The following is a 26,472-nucleotide window of genomic DNA, read 5'->3' on the forward strand; positions in this document are numbered from 1 at the left end:
TGAGGAAAAACATGCTGGATCAAAAAATTTTTGTCAATCGCATTTTAAACATGAAAAAAATCAAATTGATTGGTCTTGACATGGACCATACGCTTGTACGTTATCATATCGAAGCACTTGAATCCCTGGTTTTTCAATATGCGATAGCGAAGTTGATTGAGATAAAACAATACCCTGAGATCATAAAAACCTTACGTTTCAAATTTGAGGATGCCATTCGCGGATTGGTGATTGATTGTGAAAACGGCAATATTTTAAAGTTGAGCCGCTTTGGCGCCATTCGCCAAAGCTATCATGGCACACACCCCATTGATTTTTTTCAGCAGAAAAAAATATACCGCACGATTTACGTTGATTTGGGTGATCCCAATTACATGCCGATCGACACCTCTTTTTCCATTGCCTTTTGTGTTTTATATGGGCAAATGGTTGACTTGAAAGATACCTATCCGGACATCTTGCCCAATTATCAAACCATCGCTTTCGACTTGCAGTATTGTGTGGACAAAGTGCATGCTGAAGGTAAGTTAAAACAGGAAATAGCTGAAAATTTATCTAAATTTGTCGTTAAGGATAAAAAAATCGTCGAAGGTCTTAAGCGATATTTGCATTATGGCAAAAAGTTTTTTATTTTGACCAATTCAGATTACGATTATACCCACACGCTACTTAAATATGCCATTGATCCTTTTCTTTCTAAAGGAGAAACCTGGCATGACTTATTTGAATATGTCATTACCATGGCCAATAAGCCCCGTTTTTTTTATGACAATTTAAAATTTCTATGCATTAATCCCGCCGACGGTACAATGACCAACCTGAAAGGCAAGATAGTTCCCGGTGTCTATCAGGGGGGACATGCCAATCAACTCACTGAGGATTTAAACATCAATGGGGATGAAATTTTATATATTGGTGATCACATATACGGCGACATCCTGCGTTTGAAAAAAGACTGTAACTGGAGAACCGCCCTTGTGGTGGAAGAATTAGGCGATGAAATCGCCTCTCAGATAAAAGCTTTACCTGTTGAAAAACAAATTGTTGATGCCATGAAAATTAAAACTTCTCTGGAAAAAGAATATGTCGATTTATGCAGCCAGAGGATTGAGGATGAGTCGTCAAAAGAACAGGCGGATAAGATCAGCCAGTTACAGCAAAAAATTTCCGATGTTGACAGCGAGATAGCAGAATTGTTAAAAAAACAGCATGGTTTTTACAATGAAAAATGGGACAGAGTGTTTCGTGCAGGCGCTGAAGAAAGTTATTTTGCTTATCAGGTGGATCGTTTTGCCTGTATTTACATGGAAAAATTAACCGATTTACTGGAGCATTCGCCCATTACCTATTTTCGCGCCAATCGCCGCCTGCTTGCACACGATATCGATGTTTCCAGTTTAAAAGAATAAATCAGAACTCTGAAGAATTGTTGTAAAAAAATGAAAAATGATGAACTTAAACTGGCCTTTTCCCTAACCACTCCCACCATGGTAGCTTATTTCTCCCTGGCTTTTGTTTTTGGGGTTTTATTTACCCATGCAGATTTTGACTGGTATTTAGCACCCTTGATGAGTGCTTTGGTTTATGCTGGAGCCGTTCAATTCGTTGCACTGAGCATGATGAACGAGCATGCCAGTATCTTAGGTATTCTCCTGGCCACCTTATTTGTCGCTCTGCGCAATTCCTTTTATGGATTAAGCCTCATTGAACGTTTTAAGCCGGCCACTTTTTTAAAAAAATTCTTTTTAATCTTTGGTCTCGTGGATGCGACCTATGCGATTTTCTCCATTAAACCCAAGCAAAACAAAGACATTAGCTTTTGCTTTTATGTCACGCTTTTTCCATATTTAAGCTGGGTAAGCGGTACTTTTTTCGGTGCTTTATTTGCAGATAAAATTCCGGAAGTCAAGGGAATGAGTTTCATTCTAACCAGTTTTTTTATGTTGTTGGTTATTGAATATTATTTGCTGAACAAAAAAATAGACGCGCTTATTATTCCTGTAATAGCGGCTTTCATTGCCTATTGGTTAATGCCTCAATATTATTTATTACTGGCCATTTTAAGCTGTGCGTTTTATCTTTATATCAAAATACGAGTTACATCATGAACCGCTATTATTGGCTTGTCACAATTAGCCTGAGCCTCTTAATCATTGTTACACGCAGCCTGCCTTTTCTCATGGCTCGCTTCATGACAAAACGATTAAATGAACTGGGTAAGTACCTACCTGCCTACATCATGTTATTACTTGTCATTTACGAAATTGATATTCAAACCATCATCAGACCACCTTATGCTATAACGGCATGGCTTGCCTTAAGTATTCTTCTTGCCATCCACCTGTGGTTAAGAAATACACTTCTCAGTATTTTTATAGGAACACTTTCTTATATAATCATTGGTGAATTTTGGAAAATGACTCTGATTTAACCGCCTATTCATTTTTCTGAGATGAACTTAAACCTTACAAATTGTGCTATCTTTTAGAATGTAATCATTTAATATGGACAGATGGTTCAATTGTGAAGATTGAACCGGTTGCCAGGGAATTTTCATGAGAGAATTATTTCGCTGCCTACATACTCTTATTTTTTTCATCCTGCTTTTTAACACTTCCTTTCTTTTTGCTGTAAAAGTTACTGAACTGAATATAAAGGGAGGAATTGGTCCAGCAACAGCTGACTACCTCGTCCGAGGCATTGAAAAAGGAAAGGATTCTGCATTGATCCTGATAAAAATGGACACTCCGGGGGGATTGGATAAGTCAACTCGGCAAATCGTTCAGGAGTTTCTATCCTCTCCTGTACCCATTGTGGTCTATGTGACTCCCAGCGGAGCAAGAGCAGCCAGTGCCGGCACTTTTTTATTATATGCCAGTACGATTGCTGCGATGACTCCCGGCACTCATCTTGGCGCAGCAAGCCCCGTAAGCTTAACGGGTGGCATGGGTGGTGAAAAAAAAGATCAACAATCAACCATGAGTAAAAAAGTCATGAATGACGCGGTTGCTTATATTCGCTCGCTTGCCCAGTTAAGAAACCGAAACGTTGAATTTGGTGAAAAAGCCATACTGGATGCGGCTACCATGACAGCAAGTGAAGCACTGAAAGCCAATGTGATTGACATTATAGCTAAAAACACCTCAAGTTTACTGCAACAATTAAATGGCGTAGTCGTTACGCAGAAAGGGCAGACCATCAAATTAAATACAAGCAATGTTGAAATTGAGAAGATTCAACCAGACTGGCGAATGCGGTTTTTATTAATGATTACAGACCCAACCGTTGCTTATTTGCTCCTCTTGTTAGGCATTTATGGTATTTTTTTTGAATTGATGAATCCTGGATTCATTGTACCTGGCGTCATCGGCGCCGTCTCCATGCTTATCGCGCTATATGCTTTGCAATTATTGCCTATAAACTATGCCGGTCTGGGTTTAATCATTCTCGGTATTGCATTCATCATAGCTGAGGCTTATACACCAAGCTTTGGCATGCTGGGCATGGGAGGAACATTAGCTTTTATTGTTGGTTCCATCATGTTGATAGATACGGAACATGAAGGCTATCAAATCGCCTGGTCTGCCATCTGGGCTATGGCCGCTGCCAATGTTATGCTCTTTCTCATTGTATTTAGCCTGGTTATGCGTTCACGCTGGCGTGAAAGTATGCATGGGACACATGCATTAATAAATCAGCAAGGCCAGGCATTGGAAGACATCAACCTGCAGGGGCAGGCATTGATTAAAGGTGAAATTTGGACAGTAAAGGCGCAAAGCCCAATCAAAGCGGGGAAAGCCATAAAGGTCATTGATGCCAAAGGGCTCATCCTTGAGGTAGAAGAAATCCGTTAATGAAAAGACTGTTCAAAATGATTTTATGCTAAATAAGGAGATACATGATGCCATTTGCACTTTTTTTTATCGTTATACTTGTTTTATTGCTTGCCTCCATGTTTCGAGTTCTGCGTGAATATGAGCGGGGGGTCGTTTTCATGCTTGGGCGGTTTTGGCGAGTCAAAGGACCTGGTTTGATTATCATTATTCCAGTTTTACAGCAAGTTGTGCGAGTCGATTTGCGCACTTTTGTCATGGATGTTCCAAGTCAGGATGTCATATCTCGCGATAATGTCTCGGTCAGAGTCAATGCGGTGGTTTATTTTAGAGTGGTTGATCCCCAATATGCCATCGTTCAAGTGGAAAATTATTTTGAAGCCACAAGTCAGCTGGCACAAACGACTTTACGTTCTGTCCTTGGGCAACACGAACTCGATGAAATGTTGGCTGAAAGAGAGAAGCTAAATAGTGACATCCAGAAAATACTTGATGCACAAACCGATAACTGGGGTATTAAAGTATCAAATGTGGAAATCAAACATGTCGATATCGATGAGAGTATGATTCGCGCTATTGCTAAACAGGCTGAGGCGGAGCGTGAAAGAAGAGCGAAAGTCATCCATGCTGAAGGAGAACTACAAGCTTCTGAAAAATTATTAAAGGCTGCTCAAGTTCTTGTGCAAGAACCTCAATCCATGCAGTTGAGATATTTACAGACTTTAGCCGGAATTGCCGGAGATAAAACCTCAACGGTTGTTTTTCCTGTTCCCCTTGAGCTAGGAGATATTTTGCGAAAATTTTCTGAATAAAAATATAATTGCTTAGATACTCATGTTACGCAGCACAGTATTTTTTAGAACATTTAGACGCATTTTGAAATTTAAAAGCGCAGTTTACATGGAGTAAATGAGCATTTGAAATTTCAAAATGCGTCCAAAGATGCAAAAAAGACGTAGCTGCATAGCATGAGTTAGATATTGAATGTAATCAAACAGGATATGATTATGTATGAAGATTTGCGCTTAGCTTATAAAGCTAATCATCTCCCGGGTATTCAGCTAGGCTCCATTTTATTGAATGGCCATGTTTTACCGGAATCTCCGGTAAATCTGGTGTTGAAATCATTCAATCGTCATGGACTTATAGCCGGCTCAACAGGAAGCGGCAAAACGAAAACCATGCAGGTATTGGCAGAGCAATTATCTTTATCTGGCGTACCCAGTCTTGTTATGGATATCAAGGGAGACGTTTCCGGATTGGCCGTGCCCGGTGAAGACAGTGAAGTTTTGCGCTCACGCAACCAATCCTTAAACCTTGATTACGTACCTCGTTCCTTTCCTGTAGAGTTATTGACACTAGAAGAAGACAAGCCTGGCGTTCCTGTAAGAGCCACCGTACAAGATTTTGGCGCTATGATATTTTCACGCATGCTCAATTTAAATTCTACCCAGACCGGAGTTATGACTGTTTTATTTGAATATGCCAAAGATGAACACATTGAACTGATTGACTTAAACGACATAAAAAATTTATTGCAGTTTTTACAATCTGAGGAAGGTGAAGCCGCCATTGAAAAGCAATATGGACACATCTCTTCTTCCTCCATCGGAACTATCCTGCGTCAACTGATTGAGCTGGAATCCCAGGGAGGAGACTCATTTTTTGGTGAACCGGCTTTTGATGTGCTTGATTTAATAAAAACCACGTCTCAAGGCACAGGTGTAATTTCCATTTTACGTTTAATGGATATGCAGCGTTATCCAGGCTTGTTTTCAACATTTATGCTGAAACTGTTAAACGATGTTTATCATAAATTTCCTGAAATCGGTGATACTGAAAAACCAAAATTGGTCATTTTTATTGATGAGGCCCATCTGATTTTTCATCATGCCAGCAAAACCTTAATGAGCACATTGGAAATCATGGTGAAACTCATCCGCTCTAAAGGTGTAGGATTGATTTTTTGCACACAGATTCCCAATGATATTCCTGAAACGGTATTAAGTCAGCTAGGGTTGAAAATTCAGCATTCATTACGCGCCTTTACGGCAAAGGATCGTAAGGCAATGAGGTTAATTGCGCAGAACTTCCCTCCTTCAAGCTACTACCAAACCGAACATCTTCTAACCTCTCTGGGCATTGGAGAAGCACTGGTCACTGCTCTTGATGCTAAAGGTCAACCAACCCCCTTAGTACATTGTTTAATTCGTGCGCCCGAATCAAGAATGGGATTACTTACTACAGAAGAAATTCAGCAGCAAGTTGCACGCTCCGAACTTTCGTCGAGATATGCAAGAAAAAATAATCCACGTTCTGCCAATAAACGTTTTGACCAATCAAGCGTGGAAAAGCCCAGCTCCCCAAAAACGACATCTGAAAGTAAATCTCCAACCATGATTGATCGCTTGAGCAAAAACACGCTCTTTCGTCAGGTTATAAGACAAATTTTTCGTGATTTAACACGAGCTGTTTTATCGGTGCTTGGCATTAAAAAGAAACGGAAAAAGTAACTCAATTGTTTTCTAGCAGGGACTGTTATACAACGACCAGATTTAAGGGGGTTCAGCTTACGAAAAAACTTCTAATTTGCGAATGCCTTTATGTCGAGATTCATCTTAATAACTCATGTTAATAAGAAACAATCTCAGGCAATGTTTTTGCTTGTTCTATCCAAGTTTCAAGTTGATTGAGGCTTGGCATATGCTTTACTAATCTTATTTTCTGATTAGCCAGTTTCAACTCTTCCAGAAGATGCTCAGCATCGCTCTTTGCCAGCGCAGCAGCCGATTCTATCCCAGTATTTACCAATAATTCAGCAAATTCATCACCAATTCCTTTTATACGTGAGAGATCAGCCTGACTCGTCCATTTTAAAATTAACTTTACATGAATTCCGGTTTGTTCAGCAATTTGTTGGCGAGCTTTTCGATCTGAACAGATTTTTAAAAGCTCCTCCTGATCTTCTATGCCTGCATTTTCCATCAGAGAAGCGTGCTTTACACTAATGTTTTCTATTTGATTCAGTTTACGCATGCGAGGCCCCATGATCTTCCTGCTTCAAATTTAGTATAGTTATCTAAAATATAATTTGCGAACGACTGGTTCTGGTTGTTTACCCTCGTGAGGCTCAGACCCTGCATATTTAATCGGAGTTTTAATATAAAAACAGATAATAAACAATGACATTGATGACGGTAAGGGGGATACCAAAACACATGAACTGCCAAAAATTAAAAGCATGCTTTCCTCTTTTTTCCGTGTTTTGTATGATAATAATATTGCTGGCAGCACCTAATATTAACATATTGCCCGCAATGGTGCTGGCCATAGCTAATAACAAATAATGTTGCGCGGACGTTTTAGCAAGCAAGGGCAAATATAGCGCAACTAAAGGCACATTTGATATCAATTGACTTAATAGCAGACTAACCCAGATGATGGTGGATTTTGCCGTAATCTGTAGATGACTTGCTTGAATAACATTCTGGAAATATCCAGACAACCAGACTGCTTCCATAAACACAAACAAGGCAATAAAAAAAACTATCGTGTGCCAGTCAATTTTACGCATCAGCGAAAATCGTTTATGACTAAACAGGATTAAAGGACTGGCCGCCAGCAAAGCTATCATGCTGAATGAAAGATGTATCGGATAGCCAGACAATGAAAAAGTAATCTCGCTTAGGATAAGTAACAACATAATGCCTAAAGACAGCTTAGCAAGAAAAGCAAGATGCCTATCAACAACAATATCCGTATTCAGTGAAACATGTCTTATCTCAATATTGAGCATGTCGCGAAAGCAAAACCACATGTAAAAATATAAAATCAGCAGACATATGAGAGTGGGAATGAACAGATGCTGAAAAAACAACATAAAAGGATTCGTCATCTCCATGGCAATTAACAAATTTTGTGGATTGCCGATAGGACTGGCGATACTGCCAATGGTAATGGAAAAAGCCAATGTCAATAATAAAGGAATCAATGGGAGTTTAATGCGCTGGTGCAGCAACAAAATAGCCGGCGTAGCAATGATCGCTATGGTATCATTCATTAAAAGCATGGATGTAAAGCTGGAAAATACGATCAAAAGTGCAAGAATCCATTTTACATTGGTGAATCGCTGCATAAGTTTAAGCATTTTCTGCTCTAAGTAATTGCTTTCTTCCAGCGCCTGACCAATAATAAAAACGCCCAGCAAATAAAAGATAACATCGAGATTTACCGCTCTTATCGCCTGCATCAAACCAATTTGTCCTGTGATTAAAACCAGCAAAGCTGCAAGCGTCATGATGAACCAAATGGGCAAATGAAGACTGCCAATTTTCCGGAAGCTGATGCCTAAAAAAACAAAAAATAAAACAATGATGGGAAGGGGTGGATGATCAAAAACACTCATACCTCATAACCATGACTTTCGGTAAATGGCTGCAGATTTTTAGCGCGTGTTTCCGGGATGGTGAAGAAAAAGAGCGCCAGGGCCATCAGTGCGATGACCACCAGAACATAAAATGCGGCACTAAAGCCATAATAATCAACAATATATCCGCTGATTAAAGTGCTCGCCGCAGCTCCTATGGCCTGCAATGTGCTGAGTGCCCCTAATGCCGTATTATAATGTCCTGAGCCTCGAGTCATGTCCGCTGTAACGATGGGAAAAAGTGCGCCATATATACCGGCTCCAACCCCATCAAGTAATTGCACAGCCAGTAAATAATAAGGATCACTGGATAAAGTAAATAGGAAGCCGCGAATAGGCAATGCAATAAATGCCAAAAGAAAAAGTGGCTTTCGCCCCCAACAGTCCGCTTTTTTACTGACCAGAATGGCCATGAAAAACATAATAAATTGTGCGCTGATAATACTTCCTGATACAAACAAAACCGATGATTTATCGTGTTGTTTAAGAGCGATTTCTTCACCGATGAGAATAAGCATGGCGGCATTAGCCAGATGAAACAACATAATGGAGATGCCAAAAAACAATAATTTTTTATTCGTCAATAATATTTTGAAACCAGGTAATTTCTCCTGAGGACTATCCGTCAGCAAACCACGGGCTTGACGATGATCAATTAATGCTTTATTGAGTGATAAGGCGCTTATCACAGCAGCCACCGCCATAATAGCAGTAAACCAGAACAAGGAATGCAGGCCAACATAAAAACCGAGAATAGCAGCCATAATGGAAGCAAAAATATTTCCAGCATGATTGTATGCTTCATTACGCCCTACTTGCACAGCGTAAAACTGCGGGCCAACTGTTCCCAGAGTCAGAGCCGCAATCGCGGGAGGAAAAAAAGCAGCAGCAGCGCCAATAATGGCTTTATTGATCGCCACTGAATAAAATTGAGGGAAAAACTGTATGCAAAGAATAGCTATGGCAATGGACAGGCTACAGAGAATAAAAATACCTCGCTTAAAGCGCGTCCTATCTATAATCATGCCAGCAGGCGTTTGCAACAATAAGGTGGTAACACCTGCAATGGTCATCACAAGACCAATTTGACCGCTCTCCCATTGATGGTAGGAAAGAAGATAAATTGCAAGAAAAGGACCAAGTCCATCTCTGACATCAGCAAGAAAAAAATTAATGCCGGCTAAAGGCGCCCGTATTGCCGTTGAGGTCATTATCAAAGGGCTAAAATAATTATTTTTTTCAATTTAACATAGAGTTATAAAAAATAGAAATTTTAGCGCATGTTTCCCAGAGCAAATCATACTTTGATAATATTATGCCTTATTTACGCGCAAGCGGGCGGAAATCTGTTTTTTTCCTTGCCATATTTTGCTCAGAAATAAACACCGATTTGTGCCAGTATGGCATCTTCGCTTCCGCCTCGACCCACCACAGGTAAGTTTGCTGTTCCTGCAGGTGCCGCTCCATTAGCAAATTCAGTTTTTTTATAATTAATATCATGCCGATATTCTAACGTTTCAATTGTGTCCTTCCATAATGAAATGTTAAAAACACCGCTAATTCGACGTTCCGGAAGATTAAGAGCAAGTGCCTGACGTGTTAATTGATAGCCGATTCCAATGGATGCCGGCTTATCAAATGCCTTGAAAGTCATGCCTGCTTCAAACTGAGCAGCCTGTGGTTTTGCACCTCGGCCATTAAAGCTCAAATCCTGAGGCCGAAAACGTTTAGCAGCACCGACCCATTCGGCAGTAAAATTGTATCGATCTATACTGATGTTTCCATGAACATTAGCACCTGGAATTTTACGTACTGCTTCAGAACCATTGGTAACAGAACCGAATCCACCAAAAGTGGTAAATGGTGTCACGCCTGTATTCTGCATGCCAGCCGAATCGTTAATTGAATTGATATATCCTCCACCTACTTCCCCGGCAACATCTCCATGACTGAACGTATAACCGGCATTTACACCGCCTACACCGGATTTTCCTAAAGTCGTTTCGCCTCTGAAACCATATACGGAAGCAAAGAGCCCGGTGTCTGTTTGAGATTTATATCCTAAGATAAACGGGCGAGATTTTGTACGTGCTAATAATAAAGTTAGGGGAGAACTGGCCATGGCAGAAGAATAACGACCAAAAGGAACAAAAAGCTGTCCTGCTGTGAAATAATAAGGCGTCTTGTCCAGATTTCCGATATTAATAAAACCCATGTTCAAATTGAACACGGAATTGTTGACTCTTGGACCACCTACAGCAGGAGGTGACTGATCGTAAGTAATGGCCATAAAGGCTTCAACGTTTTCATTTAAAGCAGCAGCCACATCCAACTCACTGGTACCTAAGGTCAAATCGGCTGTTTCTCTATGTTGTTCAAAGTTTAAAATGGCTACAGGCTGAACAGCGCCGCTTAAAGAGATAATTGGCATATAAGGGACAGGGTAGCCCATTCTTTGGTAAGCTCTATATAACCTTCGCCGTTGCTGCATCAAGCGGATATCACGGTTAATACTTGAAATATTTACGATATAATCCGAACCATCAAAAGCAGGCCTTTCTCCAAGATAAGGAGAAGAAACAACAGGTGTACCTGCAATATAAGTTACCACATGCTCATCAACCAGCAATGCCGTTGGATAAAAATTGAGAGATTCTGGATGCCCATCAAAACTATGCACAGAGACTACGCTTCCATGATAGCCTCCAGACCCGCCTTTAACCTTCTTTACAGAAGGTTTTGCCGCTACAGATTTTACTGTATTTTCTGATATTTTTTTCTGTAACTGTTTAAGTTGTGCTTGTAGCGTCTGTGTCTGTTGTTTTAATTGCTGGATTTCATCTTGCAATTGCTGTTGGTCAGTAGCATACAAAGGGGCCGACGACAAAGCCAGGAATAAAAGAATTCTGTTCAACCTCACAAAAAAACTCCTGATTATTTTTTTTACATCCTCTCATGTTTGGAAGCAAGATTATAGCGTTTTAGCCAAGTGATGACCATGCTTTTGAGTGCGCAAAATTAAACAATCTGAAAATTTAATCGCTCATTTCTTTGTAGAGGATATTTTCTGAACGCAATTGGGAGTTTTCATAGATAAATTTCAGCATTTCCTGGACGTTGAATGATTTAAATAGGCACAGCCTAAAGCCAGTCCTAGCTTTGGATAAGATGATAGAAAGATAAGTTAGCTGCCATGAGAAGAGTTTATACATTATTAAGGCAATGATATGGACTCTGGTCTAATAAATGACCGCAGAACAAGAGAACAAAGCAAAAACAGAAAAAATTTATCTGTATCATTTCAAATAGCACGCAAAAAAGCCCATTAAAAAATGGGCTTTTGTTACTTTTCATGGTTCTTAAAGAATAGATGTTAAGCATACCCAACCCATTTGGCGCCCAAATAGGGGCCATAAAGTCCGTAATCACTATTGGTGGGAGTGCCTGTAGCATTTAAACCGCGAGTTTGCAGAGCATTAAAATAATTCACAGCCTGGTAACCAGCTTCGAGATTTAACACACCCTCAGCCATTGAAAAGGCATAATTGACACCAAGCTTAGCCTCAAGGCTGGGAACCACCATTTTTTTGCTGCCATAATTGGCCACGGGGATTAAGTCATTCGAAAAAAGATAACCATCACTGAAACGACCCGTGCCATACAATATGGACATTGCTGAATTGGCCGTTACACTAAATCCGTCAGTCAGATTATAAGCGTAATCGATACCTATTACAGGACCAACGCCATTAAAATCTGTATTATGATATTGGCGCACGGCTCTCACTCCAGCAGCAACAAGTAGCGTCGGAGTAATTAAAAAGTTATTGCTCGCATCCACACGTATATCAGCATATTGTAAACCGCCATAAAAACGTATGTTTTTAAATAGACCAACATCTGTATGTTGTCCCATCACAAGATTAACTTGATCAAATTGGTTATCAATCCGTAGTACATAAGGAATATTCAACGCAATAAAACTTTCGTTGAGCGGAATTAACCCATTAAAACCACCATGATGATCACCAGTATCATAGTGAATCCATGTCATTGTTATATCATTTCCGGTGGAAAAATGGTAGGAACCTTCCAGGCGAAAGGCCCAGTCCCAATCATTGTCAGCATCGCGATAGAAACCGTTTTGCGCAAGTCCATAAACGTAATCAGCATCAAAAGCGGATTTCAAGTATAGGGCCTGCACACCTATATCCCATTTTTTCGTTTCACAAGGTACTGTAACATTCCCCTGCAGACAAGCTTTGCTCCCGGGCATCCCGGCTAAAGCAAAGCTGCTGGCAGCTAATCCTAAAGCAGTCAAGATTGTTTTTCTTAACATATCAACTCCATTTTCAAAAAAAAAAGCCCACCAGAAGTACTGATGGGCTTTGTTTGTCAAAAAAACTGACAATTACACATTACCAATCCACTTCAGACCAAGATAAGGACCATGCATAGCAAAGTCAGTTTCTCTTACATTATTATTGATTCCGACGTGTTGAGCATTGAAGTAGTTAACCACCATGTAACCACCGTCCAGAGTCAGGTTACCAGTAGCCATAGGATAGCTGTATTTAGCACCTAATTTGGCTTCCAACTCAGGAACTACAGCGTTTTTAGAACCATGGAAACCACCTGCACCGAGCAAACCGAAATTGGTATTGATATCGAAATCACTGGTACCTATCAATATTGCTGCAGCGGCGTTTCCATAAATGGCGAAACCATTACCCCAGTCATAAGACATGTCAATACCGGTTCTTGGACCAAAACCATCAAAACTTGTGTTGACGTGAGTACCTCTTACACCGAAGAAACGGCTACGGAAGTCATGCTCAATTCTTACATATTGAACACCGGCATGGAAACGGATGTTTTTATATTCACCGAAATCAACATGCTGACCGAATTCACCATTAACCGCATCCCATTTAACATCAGTATTAAAGGTTACGAAAGGATTAGCTCTGTGATCAAAATCATTGTCAAAGTGATACCAGTTAATGTTGATGTCATTTCCTGTGCTGAAGTGATAAGAACCTTCCAGCTTAAAGCCCCAATCCCAATCACCGTCTATGTCATGATAATAGGTATGATTGGCAAAATCAGTTCTGGAACCAGCATAGCCCCAGTCAGCATCATAAACAGGTTGCAAATATAAGGCGGTGATACCAAAATCCCAAGCAACTGTTTCACATGGAACAGTGACATTACCTGGGGTGCATACCGGACCCATCGTGCCAGCGAATACTGCACTGCTACCTAAAGCAAGAACAGCTACGGCTGTTTTTTTCAAATTTAACATGCTTAATCTCCACTTTTTTTATTATTAAATTTCCGTTCATTACTCATTCAAGAAGAATCAGTAACAGTACGCATTCTTCGCTCTAACCAAGAACGTACCTGGATAAATTATCCAACTGGACTTTACTAAAGTCAACAGTATTACTGAAATTTCTTAAATTTTTAATATTATACGCTACCAACCCACTTCAGACCAAGATAAGGACCATGCATGGCAAAGTCAGTTTCTCTTATGTTATTGTTAACTCGGAAATGCTGAGCATTGAAATAGTTAACCACCATGTAACCACCATCCAGAGTCAGGTTACCAGTAGCCATAGGATAGCTGTATTTAGCACCTAATTTGGCTTCCAACTCAGGAACTACAGCGTTTTTAGAGCCATGGAAGCCTCCAACCAAACCAAAATGGGACGTGAAGTCAAAGTCACTGGTGCCGATTAATATTGCTGCAGCGGCATTTCCATAAATGGCAAAGCCATTACCCCAGTCGTAAGACATGTCAACACCGGTTCTTGGACCAAAACCATCAAATGATGTTTTAAGGTAGTTGTCATTAAGACCAAAGAAACGACTACGGAAGTCATGCTCAATTCTTACATATTGAACACCGGCATGGAAACGGATGTTTTTATATTCACCGAAATCAACATGCTGACCGAATTCACCATTAACCGCATCCCATTTAACATCAGTATTAAAGGTTACGAAAGGATTAGCTCTGTGATCAAAATCATTGTCAAAGTGATACCAGTTAATGTTGATGTCATTTCCTGTGCTGAAGTGATAAGAACCTTCCAGCTTAAAGCCCCAATCCCAATCACCGTCTATGTCATGATAATAGGTATGATTGGCAAAATCAGTTCTGGAACCAGCATAGCCCCAGTCAGCATCATAAACAGGTTGCAAATATAAGGCGGTGATACCAAAATCCCAAGCAACCGTCTCACATGGAACAGTGACATTACCTGGGGTGCATACCGGACCCATCGTGCCAGCGAACGCGGCACTGCTACTGAAAGCAAGCACAGCTACGGCTGTCTTTTTCAAACTTAACATGCTTTGTCTCCATTTCTTATTATATTGAGTTTCATTCATTGATAACCCACTACAAGGAGTTGTCAATAGCACGCGTTCGTCGCTCTAATCCGAAAGCATGCAACGATATTGAGTATCTTAATGGATTTTGGAAATGTCAAGAAAATTGCGAAAAAAATTAATATTTATCATTAAGATATACTTTTATTGAGCAGTGGATAATTTTTTTGAGCACATAGGTCTTTGAAAAATGAGCCTTGTAAGCAGCGCTCAGTAAATACTTATTCATTTTATTCGCCTGGAAAGTCATTCAGATTTAACTTTCGGATTGAAAAAAATGGGTGCGTGGCCACATAAACCTTTTTGAGAAAAAATTAATAATAGATGTCAGACAGGATGTACCGTAAAACCATCGACTTAATAGCATTAACTGTGTCACATGCATGATAAAAAATGTTATCCTTTGCCGTAGTCAATCGTCTGAGGAAAACCTTATAGTGCATACCATAACTATCAATCGTCCTGATGACTGGCATGTTCATTTTCGTGACGGAGTCTTATTGAAAGATACGGTTCCTGCAACAGCCAAGCATTTTGCCCGGGCATTAGCAATGCCAAACCTTAAACCACCTTTAACTCATTTGCAAGCCATAAGGCAATATCGTGAAAACATCCTTGCCAGCCTGCCTGAAAACAGTCAGTTTACTCCTTATATGACTTATTATCTGAACGAGTCCGTGAGCCCTGATGATTTGAGCGAAGCAGCTTCAAACGACTTTGTCCTTGGAGGCAAGCTATATCCGGCTGGTGCAACAACCAACTCCGAAGCCGGAGTGAGCTCTCTTCAGACCCTTTACCCCTTATTTGAAATCATGCAAGACAACAATATGGTTTTGCAAATTCATGGTGAAGTGACTTATGGCGATATATTTGCAAGAGAATCACTCTTTATTGAAAAAGAACTTGACGTGCTCGTCAAAAATTTTCCGAAATTGCGTGTTGTTCTAGAGCATATTTCCACTAAAGTGGCGGCCGATTTCGTGCGGCAATCCTCATCTAATATTGCTTCAACCATTACACCGCACCATTTGTTATACAACCGCAATCAACTGTTAGCCGGTGGCATCAGACCCCATTATTATTGTCTGCCTGTTCTAAAACATGAGCGGGATCAAAAAGCATTGCAGGAAGCGGCCTGCAGCGGAAATCTTAAGTTTTTTGCAGGCACGGACAGTGCACCGCATGCTCAGGAAAATAAAGAAAACACATGCGGTTGCGCTGGCATTTACTCTGCTCCTTACGCTTTACCGCTGTATGCTCAATTTTTCGAAAAACAAAATCAGCTGGATAAACTCAATGCCTTTATGAGTCAATTTGGTGCTGATTTTTATCAGTTGCCTATCAATAACGAGTCCATTGAGCTGGTTCGAATACCGCAATATATTCCCAACAGTTTACCATTAGGCAAGAGCAGGGTAGTTCCCATAGCTGCCGGAGAGCAAATATCCTGGAGTGTTAATGAGTCCCACTGAATTTCTGCTTGATAAGATGAACAAGCGCTTTCGCGGTTTTTTACCCGTTGTCGTTGACATCGAGACAGCAGGCATCGTACCTCATAAAAATGCACTTTTGGAAATATGCGTTGTATTATTGGCTATAGACAATGAAGGCAATTTCTTTCGCCATAAAACCTATTTTGAACATGTGCTTCCTTTCGATGGGGCTGAGCTTGATGAGCGCTCGCTTGAATTTAATAAAATTGATCCTTACCAACCTTTGCGCTTCGCCCTTGATGAAGAAACAGCTTTGAAAAAATTATTCAAACCCATTCAACATGCGCTGAAAAAACATCAGTGTCAACGTGCTGTACTGATCGGGCATAATGCCTGGTTTGATTTACTCTTTCTCAAAGAAGCCTGCAAAAGAACACAAATTAAATCGCCTTTTCACGCCTTCACTTGTTTTGATACAGCCACTTTATCCGGTTTGGTTTATGGACAAACAGTACTCGCCAAAGCGGCAGAAGCTGCGGGTTTGCCCTTTGATTCTCATGAAGCCCACTCAGCCATCTATGATGCAGAAAAAACAGCTGACTTATTTTGTAACATAGTGAATTATTGGAAAAGTCTGCATGATAAAAGCTAACATAGACAGCACAGGCCATTGATAAATGGCCTGTGGATTATTAAGTGAAAAATGCTTTAAAACATTATAAGGATTCTGAGTGCTCAGATAAATAGTGAGCCACACCTTCAGGAGAGGCTTTCATACCAGCTTCACCTTTATGCCAACCAGCAGGGCAGACTTCGCCGTTTTCTTCAAAAAACTGAATGGCATCGATGATACGAAGAATCTCATCAATGTTTCTTCCAATGGGTAAATCATTGACAATTTGTGAACTAACCATACCATCCTTATTGATAATGAAAGCAGCTCTTAACGCAACACCTGCTACAGGATGCTCAACTCCGTAAGCCTGACAAATACTGTGCGTAGTATCGGCAGCCATTGTATATTTCACCTGCCCGATACCGCCTTCTTTGCGAGATGTCTTTCGATAGGCATTGTGGGTGAATTGCGAGTCGATAGAAACCGCCACCACTTCAACATTTCGTTTTTTAAATTCATCCATGCGGTTATCAAGAGCTATCAGCTCAGAAGGACACACAAACGTAAAATCAAGTGGATAGAAAAAAACCACTCCATGCTGTCCTTTTAAACACTCATGTAAATTAAATTTATCAACGATTTCGCCAGAGCCCAGAACAGCCGGCACCGTAAAATCAGGAGCCTTACGTCCAACTAATATACTCATATTTTCTCCATATCAGAGGATGTATAAACAGGATATGTGGACATTTCATTTCCTCACTGCAACCACGAAACGTCAACAGTTCTTCGCTTTATACATCGGTTGAAAAATCATGCAGCCAAAGCCTCACGCAGCATCGGCTCCAATTCGCCTTGCTGATACATTTCAAGAATAATATCAGAGCCGCCGACCAATTCACCTTTTACATACAGCTGAGGAAAAGTAGGCCAGTTTGCATATTCGGGCAGTGCCTGTCGAATATCAGGATTAGCCAGAACATCCACATAGGCGAAATCCACCCCACAGGCATTGATGCATTGAACGGCACGAGCCGAAAATCCGCATTGAGGCATCTTCGGGCTGCCCTTCATGTATAGTAAAATAGCATTTTCTGCAATTTGCTGCTTTATTTTTTCGATAGTATCCACGGCACACCTTTATTTCGCTAAAAAATATTGCTAATTATGGCGAAAATAGCTTTATTTCGCAAGGAAACCCAGATAACAATTGTTCATTTCATTGGCGAATTAAAAAATTCTTTCCTTTATGGATTTTTTTCACGATTGAATCTATCTTTTATCCTGCTACACTAATCGCTTCTCACATTTTAGGAGGTCACATTATGTCATTTAGTTTACCTAAACTCCCTTATGCCTTGGATGCACTAGAGCCTCACATTTCGAGGGAAACCTTAGAATATCACTACGGTAAGCACCATCAGGCCTATGTGAACAACCTGAACAAACTTATTGCGGATACAGAATACGAACAAATGTCTTTAGAAGATATCATAAAAAAATCAAAAGAGGGGGTATTTAATAACGCTGCGCAAACCTGGAACCATACTTTTTATTGGAACTGCATGAGTCCTGATGGGGATGGAGAGCCTTCCGGAAAGCTGGCTGATGAAATTAAGAAAACCTTCGGCTCTTTTGATGCCTTCAAAGAACAATTCAGTCAAGCGGCCATCAGCCAGTTTGGTTCTGGTTGGGCATGGCTCGTTCAGGACAAAAACGGTCATCTGAAAATCACCAGTACCAGCAATGCAGGAACGCCCATGACCAATGAAGAAAATGCCTTATTAACCTGTGATGTCTGGGAACATGCCTATTACATCGATTATCGTAATGCCCGTCCCGATTACGTGAAGTCTTTCTGGGAAATAGTAAACTGGGATTTTGTTGCTGATAACATGCTTTAATTTACAGGAGTGGTCATGGCATTAATCACAAGTTACAACCCCATGCCCATCACTTTTTCCCATGGTGAAGGTGTATGGTTGTATGATGAGAAGGGAAAAGCTTATTTTGATGGATTAACAGGGATTGCAGTTTGTGGTTTGGGCCATGCTCATCCGGATGTAACCCGCACAATTCAGGAGCAGGCAGCCAAACTGCTACACACCTCAAATGCCTTTCATATCAGGGAACAGGAAAAACTGGCTGAGAAGCTAACCACAATGAGTGGAATGGAGCAGGTTTTTTTTGCGAACTCGGGCGCTGAGGCGAATGAGGCCGCCATTAAACTCACCCGGCTTTACGGCCATCAAAAAAACATAGAAACACCTTCCATTATTGTCATGGAAAGAGCATTTCACGGACGAACCATGGCCACCTTAACCGCATCAGGCAGTCGCAAAGTTCAAGCAGGGTTCGAACCCCTGGTTCCTGGTTTTATTCGCGCCCCCTTCAATGACCTGGAGGCCATAAAAACCATTGCAACCCATCGAGAAGATGTAGTGGCCGTTATGCTCGAAACCATTCAGGGGGAAGCCGGTATATACCCCGCTGATGAAAGTTATCTTCGAGAATTAGCCAAGTTGTGTGAAGAACATGATTGGATGCTCATTTTCGATGAAATTCAGACGGGAAATGCTCGTACGGGCAAACTCTATTCTTGCATGAAATATGGAATTCAACCCGACGTTTTAACTACCGCCAAAGGTTTGGGCAATGGGATGCCTATTGGTGCCTGCTTAATGAGCAAAAGAGCTTGTAATTTATTCCAGCCTGGAAACCATGGTTCCACCTTTGGCGGAAACCCGCTAGCCTGCGCCACAGCCATGACGGTTCTGGAAGTGATTGAACGGGAACACATTTGTGAAAAAGTAAACGCAAATGCAAGCTTGCTTAAAGAGAAAATCAGAACTCATCTCGAAGGAAATCCAGCCGTCAAAGAAGTCCGAGGTAAAGGATATATGCTTGGTATAGAATTGGACCGATCAGCAATGGATATTCGCCCCCTGGCATTGGCTAATGGCATATTATTTAATGTCACTGCGGAGAAGGTCATCCGCCTTTTACCGCCTCTAATCATGGATGAAAATGAAATGGATGAACTGGTCAAACGCTTAACCAAAACGATACATCAATTTACTGAATAAAATGCTGTGGACGAATCCTTATGGATTCGTCCTCTCAACAAATATTAAAACTCACAATATCTGCAAAAAACCTCTTTTTAATATCCTTTGTGCAGGAAAATCCAAAAAAACCTTATATTTTATCAATCAGTTAAATTCAAAAATATTTATCTATTGAAATTATTGACAGTTTCTGCTTAATATGATCAATAACTAGAACTAGTGAGTAAAAGGACTGCTTATGGCTTCTTTACCTAAGACAGCTTTAAGGAGAAATAAATTAAAGGACTTGACAGCAGGGCCTGCCGCTCCCAAGTCTGGACATGTCGTTACTCAGGTAGAATTCGTTGATTTTGACGGTTGCAAAAAAAAGGGCTTTTTTAAACCTCTTGATGAAACTTACCCCGAGTTGCTTGCCAAAATTTCCGTTGCCACTTCTGTTATTATACGCATGTTATTGGGTGAACGTGCCGCAGAAGATCGACTGGTATATGATGAAGATGATAAAATCGTAGGGACCGTGTCCATCGCTCTTGAAGGATTTAAACCTTTTAATTACGGCAGCGAACCCATCCCTGAACACCCTCAAAAAAAAGAAGAGGTCAACCCATCTTACGAAACTCTAATGCAGCACAATGTTATGGAGTTGCTGTTTTTTTCCTGGTTTTTAGGCAATGATGATCTTCATCCCAAAAATATTGGACTAAAAGGTCTTATTGACTGGGATATGTTTTTTTATGCGTTGACTGAAATCATTAAAGGGCCACGCGCATTCGGAAGCAGCCCGGAAGGAAAAATTGAATTGCCTTCGAGCGACTTTGCCAACTTCCCTGTTTTACAGGAAACCAAATTAACGCATTGGGCAACTCATCAATATCCACATAATTATTATTACCCGAAGCGATATGGTAATTACGACCAATTTATCGAACTATCCAAAAACCCTATTTTCAAGGATGAATCTTTACCTAATGGTCAAATCACCGCACAAGAACAACTGTTTACGGCAGCTCTTAAGGCGCTGGTGATCTTTCAGCCTGAGGTACTTGAAAAGCAACTAAGAGACGCCCTTGGTAAAGAGCCACTCAATTACACTGAATTATCCTTAGAAAAGAAAGGAGAATTAGAAAAAAAATTTCCAACTTTATTTACTTCTGAAACAGACAAACAGCCTTTTGTCAGCTTCATGTGTGGACTATATCAACTATATTATGATGAGCTTTATCGTAATGTGGTGTTCTTTAAAGGTTGTGAAAAAAATATTTCTGATGTTCCGGTTCCAGGGTTTGCTCAATTTCTGTATCAGCATCCTTCCGCCTTCAAGAGCGTAGAGAAATGGGGACTTGCGCAAAATAAAAAACGTAAAGAACAAGAGGATAAAACTCGTCGTTTCTCTAATGAAGATAATCTTGAATTAAAGAGCGAGGTAGCCTGCGCCCCTCCTTTGGAAAAAGCCACAAAAACAGACGTCTGCAATAAACGACAGCTAAAGGAAGATAAATTAAAGCTGCGTTATCATCAAGTATGGAGAGATTCTTATTTAGGATGTATGAAAAATATATTAAAAAAAGCGAAGGAGCTGTCGAATGAACTATTGCTTGAACTTTCATTAAAAGGTCATGAAATTATATTGACTGACAGCGAAGACTCTGAAATAAAGCCGGAAGACTCTTCTATACATGCTGCATGGCAATTATTACCTGCTTTCAAAGAAATCAATTCAACAGATATTGATGAACATATTGACTGCGATAAAAACAGTGATATGCGTAAGGGATTGTTGGCCTTGATCGATTTAAACAATCAACTTTTTGTGGCGACCAACAATTATTACCATACGGATCTAAATGAGTTGGTACATTTAAAGAACTCACAATTTATCAGAAAATTAAGAGAGATTAGCTCCAAATATTTTGACGAAGTTATCCCAAAATTAGGCGAAAATACATCTTATGCAGATAAATGCGGCCATCTCGCCTCCGAGCTTGAGAGGTTTTGCGGTATGGTACATTTTTCCGCGCACATGAATACCACCGACAAAGTCAGCTTGTCAGTGGTTCCTGTCAAGGAGATCTGGCCAAAACACACTGATGAAAAAGTGATAAATGATTGCTTGCATGCCTTGTTTAACTGGGCCAAAAGCCTTGATGCAATGACATTATCCGACAAAATCTGCAAAATAATTGATGAGGATTACTCCGGTGGTCTTTTAAGCAATCGAATGCGCGCAGAGCCCGTAAAAACGTATTTGCGGGAAAGCATGAAAGAGTCTGGTGATGATCGGCTGGCCTTCATTCTCTCTTCGGGAAATAAAACAGGCAATGGCGCACTCAATACATGTCTCATAGACCAATTGATTCGTGATATGCTGAAAGCCACTCAACATGATTTTAACGTTTGTCTGCCAAGCGTTCGTTCAGCTATAGATGATAAAACCTTTGCACTGGATTTTTACACTGAAGCAGCCATTAAATATGCAAAAAATGACAACCGATTTCGACACATTTATTCAGATTATGCCTTAAGAGCAGTTAATGATGCGCTTTATTCATGGGTGGAAGAGCTTGAGCATAAACGATTTAGTGATTTAACAAAATCGGCATTATCTAAATATGAACAATCAAAATCTTGGTTTACAACAAGCCGGCGCAGTGAAGTGGAAAAATATTTTTCTATTTCCTCCAACGCGCATATTCTAGCTCGTATTTTTATGAATGGAGGTTTTGAAACCACCTCTTTAAATACTATTTTATTTAATACACTTCTTGATACCATGCAAAAAGAAATTCCTCTTGATAAAGAGCAACTGCAAAAAGCAAATAATCATTTCGTTATGAGGCTAACCCAGGAGTATCGCCCTCATTTTATTTCCTCTATAAAGTCCATTGCTGAAGAGAAATTACACCAGTATCCCAGCAAGGAGACTGTAGTTTTAAAGAGTTTTGTTTAAACCGGTGGCAGGGATTCAAGCATTTCAGCTTCAAAACAAGTTGATGTCGCTTCCTAATTTTAGAAGTGCTGCAAACTTTGATGATTGCCTTCGCGTATAATACTTTTCCTTGTATTTCCAGCAATTTTTTCTGCCATTTCTTTATTTTTTCTTGTATGATTTTCCCTTTTATTCTCTTTAGCTTTTAACATACATCATGGTTCATGACTACCTAAAGACTTTACCTCAGTATTTATTGCCTAAAAGCGGCATCACCGCACTGGCTGGCCGTTTTGCCAACGTCAAAAAACCTTCCATAAAAAATTTTTTAATTCGTCAGTTTATTGCCCAGTATCAAGTGGATATGAGTGAGGCTCTTATCGCGGATCCAAGCGCTTATGAAAGCTTTAATGATTTTTTTATTCGTCGCCTGAAGCCTGAATGCCGACCTCTAGCCAGTACAGCTATCATTTCTCCTGTAGATGGAACGATTAGTGAAATAGGTAATATAGAACAAGGTCAACTGCTACAGGCTAAAAAGCGTTTTTACGCTGTGGATGAATTGCTTGGTTCTGAGACGGCGCTGGCTAAATCTTTTCATCAAGGGCGTTTTGCCACCTTGTATCTTTCACCTAAAGATTATCATCGTGTCCATATTCCAATCGCATGCACCTTACAGGAAATGAGTTATCTGCCAGGCAAATTGTTTTCCGTTCAACCAGCGACTACAAGAGTCATCAAACGACTTTTTGCCCGTAATGAGCGATTAGCCATCTATTTTGAAACAAAGCTCGGTTTAATGGCCATGGTTATGGTTGGTGCAACCATTGTTGGCGCGATTGGAACGAGTTGGCACGGGGATCTTAAGCGCTCACGGCGTTCAGTTCATTTTGACTACAAACTTTTGAATCAGGATAAAACAAGCTTTCTTGCCGGAGAAGAGATGGGTTATTTCAAACTGGGCTCAACCGTCATCCTGATGTTTGCTGACAAATCCAAAATGAAATGGTGTGAAAATCTGCAAGCTGGTCAAAACCTTCGATTTGGAGAGCCTTTAGGCGATTTAATTTGCTGAGAGCGCGATATATTGATTAGTATCTGTTGACCATTCGTTTTCGTGATCTTGCTCAAATGCCTACGTGCCTCGGTTTATCCACGGTAGGTAGGGACTATAGAGCAATTGTCAACAGGCACTAGACTCCCGGATTTAATGTTGTGTTTTCTCGCACAGACTTACAAAAGGTTTCTTTAATGGCAAAAACCGCAAAAAATATAGCAATAGATACAAGCATTATCATTATCATGAATGCGGTCTGATAATCTCCCATGGTTATCGGAGAGGCTGCTGACAGATGAGACAATATACTGCCAATCAAAGGCGCATTCACGGCAGCAAAGAGCATGATCATGCCGTTATTGATGGCTAGACCCACGGCTAAATATTCTTCCTTGCACTGCTCGGCCATGATAGCAAACCCCACGCTCTGACCGCTTGCTCCTGCCCCAAGAAGGATAAAGCATGCGGCTGTCATTAATTTTCCCAAGGAAAAATAAATGATGCCTGTTAATGCGGTCAATGCCATTAAGGCACTGATATACATCACAGGTTTTCTCCGTTGCATTTTATCAGAGATCAAACCCAATAAAGGACAACCTAAAGCATAACCCAACCAGGCCAGCGTGATCATGTAGGAAGAAAAAGTAGATGAAAATCCTTTTTTAACTAAAAACTCAACGCCTTCATTTTCAGATAAATACTCAATGGAGAAATAAGCCGAAGCGGAAAATACCGCAATAAACCAGACTTGCTTCTGGCTTAACAAACGGGACAAATTCTCGGAAATAGCCGAAGGACGTGACAAAATGATAAATTTACCTTGATTTTGCCGGTTTTTATCTACAAACAAAAGAACCAGAGTGGCTATGGTCAAGCCGATTAAACCTAAAGCTATAAAAATTTCCCGCCAACTAACCACTGAAGCCTGAGCAAGCGCGTTAAAAGGACCGGCGGCTAACATGGGCCCCATTGTGCCAATAAATTGCGACATACCAATGAACAAGGCAATATTTCGCCTTGGCATCCAGTCATAGACAGCAAGCAGCAGGCAAACAAAACCAAACGATGAACCAAAGCCCATCAAGACACGAAAGAAAATCGCACTTGCAAAATGATGACTGAATGAAAAGCCTATGTTGGCTATGGCGCAAAAAAAGACCGCTGATAACAGGGTTTTTTTCAGACCGAAGCGATCGGCGAGAATGCCTACAGGAATCTGCATAATCCCATAGATCAGCTGATAAGCAGTCGAACTTAATAAGGCAAACCGCACTGGACTTAACTGCAAGTCATGCATTAATGGATATTGAAAGGTTCCTAAAACAGTGCGCAACAAAAATTCATACATAAAAAATGAAGCACAGATTAACCAGACAATTAAACCCTTTAAACTGATTTTATTTACATTAGTCATGGCTCATCTACTTGAGAGTCACCCCAGGCTTCCAAAGCGGTTTCAGCGCGATCATTATCGATAAAGGAAGCTACTTTAAAAATGGTTTGACCTTCATGAATTAAAGGATGACGGTTTATTCCTACCACCACACCATTTTGTGGAGATTTGACGGTTTCAGCTTTATCAGCACTGAAAGGATCGCTAATATGAGCAATTTTTTGTCCTTTTTTAATCATCTGCCCCAATTCAACATCACTGAGTAAAATGCCGCTTCGGTGAGCACGAATCCAATCTTGATCCTGGGAAAAAATAGACGTAAAGGAATCGGAATCATTTTCATTTTCTTCCAGCATATCCAATGATTGCATGACATTCTGAATACCTGATAGGCCCAGCGCAATGGCTGACTCATCAAAACGCATGGCTTCACCCGCTTGATAAACCAGTAAAGGAATATTCAATTGCTCTGTGGTTTTCCGTAAGGAATTATTGTCTGTACTGACATTAGTAATCACCGGTGCACCAAACTGCTGAGCCAGTCGCTTGCCTTCGGCATTATCAAAATTACAATACACCTGCGGCAAAATATCATGGTTCAGAGATCCGGTCTGTAATTCAATGCAATAATTCGCCTTACATAATATTTCTTGAGTAAACACATGAGCCAAGCGTTCATCATAAGAGCCATGTTCCTGACCTGGAAAACACAGATCAAGGCTGGTTTCCTGTGATAAAACCTTTGGTGGAGCCACTAAACCAAAAATATTTAAAACAGGTACGGCAATTAATGTTCCCTTAATATGCCGTAACTGTTCGGATTCAAGTAAGCGATTAATGATGGCCAGACCATTTAATTCATCACCTTTCACAGCAGAAAAAATCAACAAGCAGGGGCCAGCTTCTTTACCATGGACCACTTTTATCGGCATATAAAAGGATGTACAAGAATAAAACTCAGGAAGCGGCAAGGCCAGATTGGCGGTTTCGCCAGGATGGATGGTCACATCACAGATGTTAAGATTAGTATTTTTCATAAACGTTGAATGAGTTTATCTTCCTTTCTTTGAGAAAGGAAATAGAATAACAAATTTATACTTATGACGCAAAAAAGAGCAAATTATCCAGGGCAAACGCATCTAATTTTTGTTCACAAAAGCCCCTCTTTTGCCTGCTTTCTGTGCTTTATGCACAGTATCCATGCGATCTCATATCAAGCGCTGTGTTGGATTCAGCACATAAAGCGCCGAATGTAGGCGCATTGATTTTATACTGTGCTATCAGATGCGTTTACTCTGGATAATTATCTTTTTTTCGCCAC

Annotated in this window: 24 protein-coding genes; 12 read left to right on the forward strand and 12 right to left on the reverse strand. The window is 40.4% G+C overall.

Annotated elements, in window-relative coordinates; genetic code table 11:
• The first annotated feature begins 11 nt into the window (after positions 1-11).
• The 6 genes from E4T55_RS07145 (at position 12) to E4T55_RS07170 (ending at position 6,346) form a co-directional block, all read left to right on the forward strand.
• Entirely contained in the window at positions 12-1,409 is a 1,398-nt protein-coding gene (locus tag E4T55_RS07145) for an HAD-IG family 5'-nucleotidase (RefSeq protein WP_058503041.1), read from the forward strand.
• A gap of 30 nt (positions 1,410-1,439) precedes the next feature.
• On the forward strand, positions 1,440-2,108 hold the full coding sequence (locus tag E4T55_RS07150) for an AzlC family ABC transporter permease (RefSeq protein WP_058503042.1): 669 nt from the start codon (positions 1,440-1,442) through the stop codon (positions 2,106-2,108).
• Positions 2,105-2,431 carry an AzlD domain-containing protein gene (locus E4T55_RS07155; protein ID WP_058503043.1) on the forward strand — a complete coding sequence of 109 codons (327 nt, stop codon included), beginning with the start codon at positions 2,105-2,107 and terminating at the stop codon, positions 2,429-2,431. Before E4T55_RS07150 ends, E4T55_RS07155 begins: the two co-directional genes overlap by 4 nt.
• 124 nt (positions 2,432-2,555) lie before the next feature.
• Complete coding sequence (locus E4T55_RS07160) at positions 2,556-3,854, forward strand: NfeD family protein (RefSeq protein WP_058503044.1); 1,299 nt, start codon at positions 2,556-2,558, stop codon at positions 3,852-3,854.
• A gap of 44 nt (positions 3,855-3,898) precedes the next feature.
• The gene (locus tag E4T55_RS07165) at positions 3,899-4,645 is read left to right on the forward strand and encodes a slipin family protein (RefSeq protein WP_058503045.1); all 747 of its coding nucleotides are present in this window, start codon (positions 3,899-3,901) and stop codon (positions 4,643-4,645) included.
• A gap of 195 nt (positions 4,646-4,840) precedes the next feature.
• Entirely contained in the window at positions 4,841-6,346 is a 1,506-nt protein-coding gene (locus E4T55_RS07170; RefSeq protein WP_058503046.1) for a helicase HerA-like domain-containing protein, read from the forward strand.
• A gap of 118 nt (positions 6,347-6,464) precedes the next feature.
• Here E4T55_RS07170 and E4T55_RS07175 read toward each other — a convergent pair whose 3' ends face one another.
• The 7 genes from E4T55_RS07175 to E4T55_RS07205 form a co-directional block, all read right to left on the reverse strand.
• Positions 6,465-6,869: a DUF4332 domain-containing protein gene (locus E4T55_RS07175; protein ID WP_058503089.1), complete on the reverse strand. Its 405-nt coding sequence runs from the start codon at positions 6,867-6,869 to the stop codon at positions 6,465-6,467.
• A gap of 121 nt (positions 6,870-6,990) precedes the next feature.
• Positions 6,991-8,238: an SLC13 family permease gene (locus E4T55_RS07180; RefSeq protein ID WP_058503047.1), complete on the reverse strand. Its 1,248-nt coding sequence runs from the start codon at positions 8,236-8,238 to the stop codon at positions 6,991-6,993.
• A complete protein-coding gene (locus tag E4T55_RS07185) occupies positions 8,235-9,470 on the reverse strand; it encodes an MFS transporter (protein WP_058503048.1) in 1,236 nt (411 codons plus the stop codon). The genes E4T55_RS07180 and E4T55_RS07185 overlap by 4 nt, the downstream gene beginning before the upstream one ends.
• 161 nt (positions 9,471-9,631) lie before the next feature.
• The gene (locus E4T55_RS07190; protein ID WP_058503049.1) at positions 9,632-11,179 is read right to left on the reverse strand and encodes an LbtU family siderophore porin; all 1,548 of its coding nucleotides are present in this window, start codon (positions 11,177-11,179) and stop codon (positions 9,632-9,634) included.
• Positions 11,180-11,632: 453 nt separating this feature from the next.
• Positions 11,633-12,598, reverse strand: a complete 966-nt coding sequence (locus tag E4T55_RS07195; protein WP_058503090.1) for an Lpg1974 family pore-forming outer membrane protein — start codon at positions 12,596-12,598, stop codon at positions 11,633-11,635.
• Positions 12,599-12,670: 72 nt separating this feature from the next.
• Positions 12,671-13,564, reverse strand: a complete 894-nt coding sequence (locus E4T55_RS07200) for an Lpg1974 family pore-forming outer membrane protein (protein WP_115325390.1) — start codon at positions 13,562-13,564, stop codon at positions 12,671-12,673.
• A 167-nt stretch (positions 13,565-13,731) separates the two neighbouring features.
• Positions 13,732-14,619 (reverse strand): Lpg1974 family pore-forming outer membrane protein, encoded by an 888-nt coding sequence (locus E4T55_RS07205; protein ID WP_115325391.1) that lies wholly within the window; start codon positions 14,617-14,619, stop codon positions 13,732-13,734.
• A gap of 476 nt (positions 14,620-15,095) precedes the next feature.
• Here E4T55_RS07205 and pyrC point away from each other — a divergent pair, with 476 nt between their 5' ends.
• Both pyrC and rnt read left to right on the forward strand, forming a co-directional pair.
• Positions 15,096-16,130 (forward strand): dihydroorotase, encoded by a 1,035-nt coding sequence (gene pyrC / locus E4T55_RS07210; protein ID WP_172461018.1) that lies wholly within the window; start codon positions 15,096-15,098, stop codon positions 16,128-16,130.
• Positions 16,117-16,743 (forward strand): ribonuclease T, encoded by a 627-nt coding sequence (rnt, locus tag E4T55_RS07215; protein ID WP_058503052.1) that lies wholly within the window; start codon positions 16,117-16,119, stop codon positions 16,741-16,743. Before pyrC ends, rnt begins: the two co-directional genes overlap by 14 nt.
• Positions 16,744-16,807: 64 nt before the next feature.
• On the opposite strand, the gene E4T55_RS07220 is transcribed toward rnt, so the two are convergent.
• Both E4T55_RS07220 and grxD read right to left on the reverse strand, forming a co-directional pair.
• Positions 16,808-17,413, reverse strand: coding sequence for a peroxiredoxin (locus E4T55_RS07220; protein ID WP_058503053.1), 606 nt, complete (start codon positions 17,411-17,413; stop codon positions 16,808-16,810).
• A gap of 107 nt (positions 17,414-17,520) precedes the next feature.
• On the reverse strand, positions 17,521-17,838 hold the full coding sequence (gene grxD, locus E4T55_RS07225) for a Grx4 family monothiol glutaredoxin (protein WP_058503054.1): 318 nt from the start codon (positions 17,836-17,838) through the stop codon (positions 17,521-17,523).
• Between the two features lie 194 nt (positions 17,839-18,032).
• Between grxD and E4T55_RS07230 the strand changes: the two genes are divergently transcribed.
• The 3 genes from E4T55_RS07230 (at position 18,033) to E4T55_RS07240 (ending at position 22,722) form a co-directional block, all read left to right on the forward strand.
• A complete protein-coding gene (locus E4T55_RS07230) occupies positions 18,033-18,611 on the forward strand; it encodes a superoxide dismutase (RefSeq protein WP_058503055.1) in 579 nt (192 codons plus the stop codon).
• Positions 18,612-18,626: 15 nt separating this feature from the next.
• Entirely contained in the window at positions 18,627-19,793 is a 1,167-nt protein-coding gene (locus tag E4T55_RS07235) for an aspartate aminotransferase family protein (RefSeq protein ID WP_058503056.1), read from the forward strand.
• A 220-nt stretch (positions 19,794-20,013) separates the two neighbouring features.
• Positions 20,014-22,722: a hypothetical protein gene (locus tag E4T55_RS07240; protein ID WP_058503057.1), complete on the forward strand. Its 2,709-nt coding sequence runs from the start codon at positions 20,014-20,016 to the stop codon at positions 22,720-22,722.
• A 59-nt stretch (positions 22,723-22,781) separates the two neighbouring features.
• On the opposite strand, the gene E4T55_RS15535 is transcribed toward E4T55_RS07240, so the two are convergent.
• On the reverse strand, positions 22,782-22,913 hold the full coding sequence (locus E4T55_RS15535) for a hypothetical protein (RefSeq protein ID WP_256595123.1): 132 nt from the start codon (positions 22,911-22,913) through the stop codon (positions 22,782-22,784).
• Positions 22,914-22,918: 5 nt separating this feature from the next.
• Here E4T55_RS15535 and asd point away from each other — a divergent pair, with 5 nt between their 5' ends.
• Entirely contained in the window at positions 22,919-23,776 is an 858-nt protein-coding gene (asd, locus tag E4T55_RS07245) for an archaetidylserine decarboxylase (RefSeq protein WP_058503058.1), read from the forward strand.
• A gap of 118 nt (positions 23,777-23,894) precedes the next feature.
• On the opposite strand, the gene E4T55_RS07250 is transcribed toward asd, so the two are convergent.
• Together E4T55_RS07250 and E4T55_RS07255 are read right to left on the reverse strand one after the other, a co-directional pair.
• Positions 23,895-25,172, reverse strand: coding sequence for an MFS transporter (locus E4T55_RS07250; protein ID WP_058503059.1), 1,278 nt, complete (start codon positions 25,170-25,172; stop codon positions 23,895-23,897).
• Positions 25,169-26,188, reverse strand: a complete 1,020-nt coding sequence (locus tag E4T55_RS07255) for a succinylglutamate desuccinylase/aspartoacylase family protein (RefSeq protein WP_058503060.1) — start codon at positions 26,186-26,188, stop codon at positions 25,169-25,171. The genes E4T55_RS07250 and E4T55_RS07255 overlap by 4 nt, the downstream gene beginning before the upstream one ends.
• Positions 26,189-26,472: the final 284 nt, after the last annotated feature.

The organism is Legionella israelensis, assembly GCF_004571175.1.
In the GTDB taxonomy this organism is placed as follows: Bacteria; Pseudomonadota; Gammaproteobacteria; order Legionellales; family Legionellaceae; genus Legionella_D; species Legionella_D israelensis.

What these genes read in the sequence shown, in the direction of transcription:
- E4T55_RS07145 (WP_058503041.1), top strand. Translation starts at nt 12, where the DNA reads ATGCTGGATCAAAAAATTTTTGTCAATCGCATTTTAAACATGAAAAAA.
- E4T55_RS07150 (WP_058503042.1), top strand. Translation starts at nt 1,440, where the DNA reads ATGAAAAATGATGAACTTAAACTGGCCTTTTCCCTAACCACTCCCACC.
- E4T55_RS07155 (WP_058503043.1), top strand. Translation starts at nt 2,105, where the DNA reads ATGAACCGCTATTATTGGCTTGTCACAATTAGCCTGAGCCTCTTAATC.
- E4T55_RS07160 (WP_058503044.1), top strand. Translation starts at nt 2,556, where the DNA reads ATGAGAGAATTATTTCGCTGCCTACATACTCTTATTTTTTTCATCCTG.
- E4T55_RS07165 (WP_058503045.1), top strand. Translation starts at nt 3,899, where the DNA reads ATGATGCCATTTGCACTTTTTTTTATCGTTATACTTGTTTTATTGCTT.
- E4T55_RS07170 (WP_058503046.1), top strand. Translation starts at nt 4,841, where the DNA reads ATGTATGAAGATTTGCGCTTAGCTTATAAAGCTAATCATCTCCCGGGT.
- E4T55_RS07175 (WP_058503089.1), bottom strand. Translation starts at nt 6,869, where the DNA reads ATGCGTAAACTGAATCAAATAGAAAACATTAGTGTAAAGCACGCTTCT.
- E4T55_RS07180 (WP_058503047.1), bottom strand. Translation starts at nt 8,238, where the DNA reads ATGAGTGTTTTTGATCATCCACCCCTTCCCATCATTGTTTTATTTTTT.
- E4T55_RS07185 (WP_058503048.1), bottom strand. Translation starts at nt 9,470, where the DNA reads ATGACCTCAACGGCAATACGGGCGCCTTTAGCCGGCATTAATTTTTTT.
- E4T55_RS07195 (WP_058503090.1), bottom strand. Translation starts at nt 12,598, where the DNA reads ATGTTAAGAAAAACAATCTTGACTGCTTTAGGATTAGCTGCCAGCAGC.
- E4T55_RS07200 (WP_115325390.1), bottom strand. Translation starts at nt 13,564, where the DNA reads ATGTTAAATTTGAAAAAAACAGCCGTAGCTGTTCTTGCTTTAGGTAGC.
- E4T55_RS07205 (WP_115325391.1), bottom strand. Translation starts at nt 14,619, where the DNA reads ATGTTAAGTTTGAAAAAGACAGCCGTAGCTGTGCTTGCTTTCAGTAGC.
- rnt (WP_058503052.1), top strand. Translation starts at nt 16,117, where the DNA reads ATGAGTCCCACTGAATTTCTGCTTGATAAGATGAACAAGCGCTTTCGC.
- E4T55_RS07220 (WP_058503053.1), bottom strand. Translation starts at nt 17,413, where the DNA reads ATGAGTATATTAGTTGGACGTAAGGCTCCTGATTTTACGGTGCCGGCT.
- E4T55_RS07230 (WP_058503055.1), top strand. Translation starts at nt 18,033, where the DNA reads ATGTCATTTAGTTTACCTAAACTCCCTTATGCCTTGGATGCACTAGAG.
- E4T55_RS07235 (WP_058503056.1), top strand. Translation starts at nt 18,627, where the DNA reads ATGGCATTAATCACAAGTTACAACCCCATGCCCATCACTTTTTCCCAT.
- E4T55_RS07240 (WP_058503057.1), top strand. Translation starts at nt 20,014, where the DNA reads ATGGCTTCTTTACCTAAGACAGCTTTAAGGAGAAATAAATTAAAGGAC.
- E4T55_RS15535 (WP_256595123.1), bottom strand. Translation starts at nt 22,913, where the DNA reads ATGTTAAAAGCTAAAGAGAATAAAAGGGAAAATCATACAAGAAAAAAT.
- asd (WP_058503058.1), top strand. Translation starts at nt 22,919, where the DNA reads ATGGTTCATGACTACCTAAAGACTTTACCTCAGTATTTATTGCCTAAA.
- E4T55_RS07250 (WP_058503059.1), bottom strand. Translation starts at nt 25,172, where the DNA reads ATGACTAATGTAAATAAAATCAGTTTAAAGGGTTTAATTGTCTGGTTA.
- E4T55_RS07255 (WP_058503060.1), bottom strand. Translation starts at nt 26,188, where the DNA reads ATGAAAAATACTAATCTTAACATCTGTGATGTGACCATCCATCCTGGC.